This is a genomic window from Brucella sp. NBRC 14130 (assembly GCF_040371715.1).
In the GTDB taxonomy this organism is placed as follows: Bacteria; Pseudomonadota; Alphaproteobacteria; order Rhizobiales; family Rhizobiaceae; genus Brucella; species Brucella intermedia.
The window spans coordinates 48,731-56,018 of record NZ_BAABTE010000021.1 but is presented as its reverse complement, the minus strand read 5'-3'; the positions used below and the strand labels follow the sequence as shown (position 1 = coordinate 56,018).

Below are 7,288 nucleotides of genomic sequence, written 5' to 3'. Positions count from 1 at the left end.
GCACGTCAACCTGACGAAGCTTCGTGACAATCTCTTCTGCCTTATGTCTTTTCGCTGCCATTTCAATGTCCTTCTACGGCTCATAAGCCATACTTCATGAAGGATCACTTTTCAGGGGGCAGACCAGAAACATATATTTGAATGATTTCGGCATTGGATTCAATCTCGGCGTCAAAAGTCGTATTGGGCGGTATTACGAAAATTGACCCCGGCGCCAAGGAAAGTTGAGAAAGAGTGTTTCTAATCGAAAATCTACCTCTCACATATCCTCTCGTAGCCATTCCCACCAATAGAGATGGCACTGCCGAAAATCTTGCCTTGAAGGGCCAAATTCTGGATGTATAAACATATGCGTTAGGCGAGGCTAACGCCGCGCTGGTTTTAATCACCTCAATTCCATCTAGATCCTCCACCTTATGTGTAGCCACCATACTGAAATTTAAGCTACTCATTTCCCCTCCAGCCTCGAGAAAACGTAAGTTAGACTGAATGTCATCTGAAATGATGTTATTTTGTATTGTTTACTATGACAGCAAAACCTCTCCCTCTCGAAATAGAGCGCAGTAACCTGAAGGCCAGAACATCTCCCTAAAAAATGGAAGTCTACAATACGAACCAAGCATGGAAAAGACATGTCATGCGATAAGCATTGATTGAATGGGGTTACCCCCATATTTCGGGTCCCCTCCATTTAAATGACATCATGTTTTCTGGCGAACATTGCGCCGGTCGTGACCAAGAACTGAAGGGCGCTGAAGTAAAAAATAGCGTGGGCTCGGCAAGGCGCGTTGTTTGGCGAGGACGCTAAGGCGCAGGCGCTTTAATTTCCAAAATCGAATCTGCTGTCAGTGCCGACATGGGATGACCGAAGCGTCGCTCATGCGCCATTTGCTTATATGGAAATTACCACTTCGAGGTTTTTCAGCTGGTTGTTCTTTACGCAAATTCCTCGCAATGTGACATTCATGGGCGTAACGGTGTTCAGTTGCAGTTCACTCCACATTGCCTGGAAGCGCTAACAGATACCCGTTGGAAAGTTGCAGGGCGGGCTTTCCTCCACATGCTGGTGCAGCCCCGCCGCAATTGGTTTCTAAAGTAATCAGAAGGTCTTCTGCAGCTCTGGCAGGACGGTAAAGAGATCACCGACGAGGCCATAATCGGCGACCTGGAAGATCGGCGCTTCCTCATCCTTGTTGATGGCGACGATGACGCGTGAGTCCTTCATGCCCGCCAGATGCTGGATCGCGCCGGAGATACCGACAGCGATGTAAAGGTCCGGTGCAACCACCTTGCCCGTCTGGCCAACCTGCCAGTCGTTCGGCGCATAGCCGGCATCAACGGCTGCGCGGCTGGCGCCGACTGCGGCGCCAAGCTTGTCGGCAACCGGCAGGATCACTTCCTGGAACTTTTCGGCAGAACCAAGCGCACGACCGCCCGAGATGATGATCTTCGCCGAGGTCAGTTCCGGACGATCCGATTCCGAAAGTGCATTGCCGACGAAGCTCGACAGCGCCGGATCGGCAGCCGCATTGACGCTTTCAACCCCAGCCGAACCGCCTTCGCCCGTTGCCGAGAAGGAAGCCGTGCGCACCGTGATGACCTTCTTCGCGTCGGTCGACTGCACCGTCTGGATCGCATTACCTGCATAGATCGGACGCTTGAACGTATCAGCCGACACGACTTCCATGATTTCGGAAAGCTGCATCACATCGAGAAGGGCTGCCACGCGCGGCAGGATGTTCTTGGCCGAAGTCGTCGCAGGTGCAATGATCGTGTCGTAATTGGCAGCTAGTTCCACGATGAGCGCTGCCGTCGGCTCGGCCAGACGGTTTTCCAGCGCATCGCTTTCAGCAAGCAGAACCTTGCGCACGCCATTGAGCTTGGCTGCCGCATCAGCTGCAGGTTTTGCACCTTTGCCAGCAACCAGCACATCCACGTCGCCGCCAATCTGGGCGGCAGCCGTCAGCGCCTTGGCCGTCTGGTCGGAAAGGGTTGCATTGTCGTGTTCGGCAATAAGAAGAATAGCCATTTGTCTCGTCCCTTCCGATTTCTTAGATGATGCCGTCGGCTTTCAGCTTCTCAACCAGCTCTGCGACAGAGCCGACCTTGACGCCAGCCTTGCGGCCGCCCGGCTCTTCCGTCTTCAGAACCTTCAGACGCGGCGCAATATCGGCGCCGAAATCGGCAGGCGACTTTTCGTCGAGCGGCTTCTTCTTGGCCTTCATGATGTTGGGCAGCGATGCATAGCGCGGCTGGTTCAAGCGAAGATCGACCGTGACGATCGCCGGAAGCTTCACATCGATGGTCTGGAGACCGCCGTCCACTTCACGCGTTACCTTGGCCGAACCATCGCCCAGTTCCACCTTCGAGGCAAAGGTTGCCTGGCTCCAGCTCAAGAGCGCCGAGAGCATCTGGCCAGTCTGGTTGGAATCATCGTCGATTGCCTGTTTGCCGAGGAAGACCAAGTCCGGCTTTTCCGCTTCGACCACGCCCTTCAAAACCTTGGCAACGCCAAGCGGCTCGACCGTCTCGTCGGTCTTGACCAGGATCGCGCGATCCGCACCCATGGCAAGTGCCGTGCGCAGCGTTTCCTGCGCCTGTGCCGGGCCAACCGAAACCGCGACGATCTCCGTCACCTTGCCCGCTTCCTTCAGACGGATCGCCTCTTCAACCGCGATCTCGTCAAAAGGGTTCATCGACATCTTCACGTTCGAAAGCTCAACCCCCGAACCGTCTCCCTTTACACGGATCTTCACGTTGTAATCGACAACCCGTTTCACTGCGACAACTGCCTTCATGGGGCTAACCTTTCCTTGCAGCGAACCGGATCGTCGTAACGATATATCGGGGCCAGTTCGCACAGACTAATGGACGGACGATCAGAGGCGCGCGCGCTTGGCTTCCGGATCGTAGGGCGATTCCTCAATCACGCGGGCCTTGCGCATCTCACCCAGAACCGGGATTTCCAGCTCCGTGCCCGGCACGCCAAGCTCGACCGGCAGCAGCGCCAGCGCGATATCGTGCCCGAACGTATAGGAGTAGCCGCCCGAGGTGACGCGACCCACCAGCTTGCCATGATGGTATACACCCTCGCAGGTCAGCGTGCTGGCGCCATCGGTTTCAACCGCCAGCGTGACGGAGCGGCGCTTGATGCCTCGTTCCTTTTCCTCGACCAGCGCCTGCCTGCCGATGAAATCGCCCTTGTCCAGGCGGATAAAGCGTTCAAGGCCGCTTTCCCAGGCACTTAGCTCGCTGTTCATATCGCGGTACATGGCACGATAGGATTTGTCGAGACGCAGCGATTCCAGCGCATGCAGGCCGATAAGGCGCAGGCCGTGCTCCTTGCCGGATGCGAGCAAGGCTTCCAGCAGATGCCGCTGATAGCTAAGCGGATGATAAAGCTCCCAGCCCAATTCGCCTTCATAATTGACGCGCAGCAGACGCACATCACTGGCGAGGCCGACCGTTCCCGACTTGATGCCGAACCACGGGAATGCCTCGTTTGAGAGATCGATTTCGGTAAGCGGCTGCAATACCTCGCGCGCCTTCGGCCCCACGATCGTGAAGCAGCCCCTGTCATTCGTCACGTTACGCAGAGTAACGCTTCCATCCTTCGGCAGGAGTTTCGACATTTCGTCAAAGTTCCAACGTTCGGCTCGCGGAGTTGAAATCATGTAGAAAGAGCCGTCATCGAGACGCGCCACCACATATTCCGCCTGCACACCGCCCTTCGGGGTCAAATGATGAGAAAGGTTGACGCGTCCCGCCTTCGGCAAGCGATTGGCGAGAATGCCATCAAGCCATGCTTCGGCACCGGGACCGCTAACCTCGAATTTGGTCATCGGCGTCATTTCGACGAGACCTACCGCGTTGCGCACGGCTTCGACTTCCTCGCTTACATATTTGCCCTTTTCGGTCCAGCGCCAGCTATACTGATCCCTGGCTTCTACACCCTCAGGCGCGAACCAGTTCGGCATTTCCCAACCGTTGAGGCAGCCCCAGACAGCACCCAGTTCCGTCAGGCGATCGTATGACGGCGCGGTTTTCTGCGGGCGAGCGGCAGGCATATCCTGCCCCGGATAATGCTGCTCGGCATGGGTGCCCCATGCTTCGCGCACTTTTTCGCGGGTCCAGTTCTTGTTGGCGTAGTCGCCAAAACGACGCGGATCGAGATCAGATGTGTCGATGCTGTTGCCGCCTTCAACGATACGCTCGGAAAGATAATAGCCGATCGCGCCGCCCCACAGGATGCCGCCGGGCACCCCTTCTGCAATCCAGACATTGTCCAGCCCCCAGGCCGGGCCGACCAGCGGCAGTTCATCAGCCGTCATCTGGAACGGTCCGCGCACATTGGCCTTGATGCCAACGCGGCCGAGAGCGGGAGCCAGCTCGATGGCCTGCTCCCAGTTCCATGAAACCGAATCGAAATCCTCTTCCAGAAGATCCGCTCCAAACCATTCGGGGACGCCGTTTTCGGCAAAGAGCTTCAAATGTTCGGTCCTCTCGTAGGGGCCGAACATCAGGCCGTCGCCCTCCTCACGCAGATAGCCTTCAAAGCCCTCATCGCGCAGGATCGGCATTTCCGGCAGGCCCTGACGCTTGCGCTCGATCACTTCCGGCACGGCATCAGTGATCCAGTATTGATGAATGATAGGAATTGCCGGAATGTCGAGCCCCAGCATGGCTCCGGTCTGGCGGGCATAATTTCCTGTCGCCGAGATGATATGCTCGCAGATGATATCGCCCTGATTGGTCTTCACCTTCCACTCACCGCTTGGCAGGCGCTCGAAACCTTTGACCTCGGTGTTGAGATAGATCTTGGCGCCATTGTCGCGCGCACCTTTGGCGAGCGCCATGGTGACATCGGCAGGCGCAATATGGCCATCATCGGGGTGATAGAGCGCGCCCAACATATCATGGTTGTTTTCAAGCAGCGGCCACAGTTCACGGGCGCGTGCCGGGGAAACCAGTTCGGCGCGCACGCCCTGCACTGCGGCGACACTCATATAGCTCTTGTATTCGTCAAGGCGGTCGCGCGTGTTGGCAATACGCAGCTGGCCGCATTTGTGCCAGCCGACATGCTGACCAGTTTCGGCTTCGAGCCCTTCGTAAATCTCAATGGACTTGTTGATCATACGGCCGATATTGATATTGCGCGCGTAGGAAGGGATCAGCCCCGCCGCATGCCACGTGGAACCTGCGGTAAGCTGCGTGCGCTCCAAAAGCACGACGTCCGACCAACCTCTCTTGGCCAGCCCGTAAAGAATGGAGGCGCCGACACAACCTCCCCCGATGACAACCGCGCGCGCATGAGTCTGCATTCCACGTTCCCTTCCAGTATATTTTGGAGATTGCCGGAGCGCCGCTACGGGCCACGGTACGGACTCCTTTGTGCGTTACATTACAGAGGGTTCTGCGCCATGTGAGCTTGATAAAAAATCTGCGAAGATATAACTTCAGATTATGCACAGGCTCCGCTCGCTCATCCCCTCGGCCAATTACCTCTTCGTGTTTGAGGCTGCAGCTCGACGGCTGAGCTTTACGGCGGCTGCGGAAGAGCTGAATGTCAGCCAGCCAGCGGTGAGCAAGACGATCAAGCTTCTCGAGGAAGCTACCGGACTGAAGCTTTTCCGCCGTGAAAGGAGCCGCCTTGAACTGACGGCTGAAGGACAGAGGCTTTATCGCGAAACGCAGGAAGCATTCGACCATCTGCACATGGTCATCTCGTCAATGCGCAAGAAGCACTCGCGCGATATCATCCGCGTGTCGTTCTCGGCATCTTTCGTGCAGCTATGGCTTCTGCCGCGTCTCAAAGGGTTCAAGGAGAAACATCCGGACGTAGCGTTGCGCATCGAAGAAAGCAGCCGTGACGATCAGGACCTGCTGGAAGAGGATATCGACGTTTCAGCGCGTCTGGGAAGAGGCAAATGGCCGGGTATCCTCGCCTGGCCGTTCGTGACGGAAGAAGTCTGGCCTCTATGCAGTCCTGCCTATCTCAAAGAGCGCGGAGCGATCAGGGAAGCAAGCGACCTTCTGAACCACACTCTGCTACATTTCGAGGAGCGCCATCGCTCGCGGCTTGGCTGGCGCGAATGGCTTGAGCGTTCCGGTGTGCCGAACCCGCGTATCGAACAGGATTTCGTCTTCACCGACGCACTCAGTTCCATCGAGGCGGCTGTGCAGGGGCAAGGCGTGGCGCTTGGCTGGAAACACCTCGTTCATGATCATGTCGTGGCGGGTCGGCTGGTTCCGGCCACGCATATGTGCCATCGTTCCGGCGACACGATCCATCTGGTGATGCCTGCACAGCGTCCGCCGAAGCGAGGTGCGGAACTGTTCCGCGAGTGGCTTCTCGAACAGGGCGCCGACGCGGAACTGAAGCTGTAGGCCCATTTGCTTATTACGCGAACACCACGGTCTTGTGACCGTTGAGCATGACGCGGTGCTCGAGATGCATCTTCACCGCTCGCGCAAGAACCCGGCTTTCGATATCTCGCCCCGTGGCGACGAAATCTTACGCACTCATGGAATGAGTGACCCGCTCGGTTTCCTGTTCGATGATTGGGCCCTCGTCCAGGTCCGGCGTCACATAATGCGCCGTTGCGCCAATCAGCTTCACGCCCCGCTCGAACGCCTGATGATAGGGCTTTGCACCCTTGAAGGATGGCAGGAACGAATGGTGAATGTTGATGATCTTGCCGAACAGGCGATTGGATAGATTATCCGATAGCACCTGCATATAGCGTGCGAGGACCACCAGATCGGCCTGCGTCTCACGCACCAGATCGATCAGGCGAGCTTCCTGCTCGGCCTTGTTATCCTTGTTCACGCCCCAGCAATGATAGGGAATGCCCGCACTTTCCGCCGTCTCGCGGCTATCTTCATGATTAGAGACGATGGCAACGACCTCGGCATTCAGCCAGCCAACGCGGATCTGATAGAGAAGATGCAGCATGGCGTGATCGAATTTGGACACCATAAGCACGATCTTGGGCTTGCGGCTGGCATCGGCCACCGCGAATTTCATGCCGAACCGCTCGCCTGCCGGTTTCAGTGAGTGCTCGACCGCCTCACGCGGCATGCCGAGCGGCGCGCTGAAAGCAATGCGCATGAAAAAGCGATTGGTCACCCTGTCACGAAACTGATTGCTCTCAACGATATTGCCGCCAATTGCAGCGAGTTCTGTGGTAATCGCTGCAACAATACCGGGCTTATCATCACAATCGAGCGTCAAGACAAAAAGCGTAGGGTGGATGCTGGCCGCAGGCCGCATCCTAGAAGGCATGTC

The 7,288-nt window shown here is 56.8% G+C and carries 5 protein-coding genes and 1 pseudogene; 1 reads left to right on the top strand and 5 read right to left on the bottom strand.

Translation table 11 applies throughout. The features are described from left to right. Positions 1–104: 104 nt before the first annotated feature. The 4 genes from ABWW28_RS25140 to ABWW28_RS25125 form a co-directional block, all read right to left on the bottom strand. Positions 105–452 carry a hypothetical protein gene (locus ABWW28_RS25140; protein WP_247886236.1) on the bottom strand — a complete coding sequence of 116 codons (348 nt, stop codon included), beginning with the start codon at positions 450–452 and terminating at the stop codon, positions 105–107. Between the two features lie 647 nt (positions 453–1,099). After that, complete coding sequence (locus tag ABWW28_RS25135; protein WP_006469725.1) at positions 1,100–2,029, bottom strand: electron transfer flavoprotein subunit alpha/FixB family protein; 930 nt, start codon at positions 2,027–2,029, stop codon at positions 1,100–1,102. A 22-nt stretch (positions 2,030–2,051) separates the two neighbouring features. After that, positions 2,052–2,798 (bottom strand): electron transfer flavoprotein subunit beta/FixA family protein, encoded by a 747-nt coding sequence (locus tag ABWW28_RS25130; protein ID WP_039853418.1) that lies wholly within the window; start codon positions 2,796–2,798, stop codon positions 2,052–2,054. Between the two features lie 81 nt (positions 2,799–2,879). Next, positions 2,880–5,321: a GcvT family protein gene (locus ABWW28_RS25125; RefSeq protein ID WP_006469723.1), complete on the bottom strand. Its 2,442-nt coding sequence runs from the start codon at positions 5,319–5,321 to the stop codon at positions 2,880–2,882. A 142-nt stretch (positions 5,322–5,463) separates the two neighbouring features. On the opposite strand from ABWW28_RS25125, the gene ABWW28_RS25120 reads away from it, so the two are divergent. Then, complete coding sequence (locus ABWW28_RS25120; protein WP_006469722.1) at positions 5,464–6,387, top strand: LysR substrate-binding domain-containing protein; 924 nt, start codon at positions 5,464–5,466, stop codon at positions 6,385–6,387. Between the two features lie 13 nt (positions 6,388–6,400). Here ABWW28_RS25120 and purU read toward each other — a convergent pair. After that, a pseudogene (gene purU / locus ABWW28_RS25115) lies at positions 6,401–7,273 on the bottom strand (formyltetrahydrofolate deformylase). Positions 7,274–7,288: the final 15 nt, after the last annotated feature.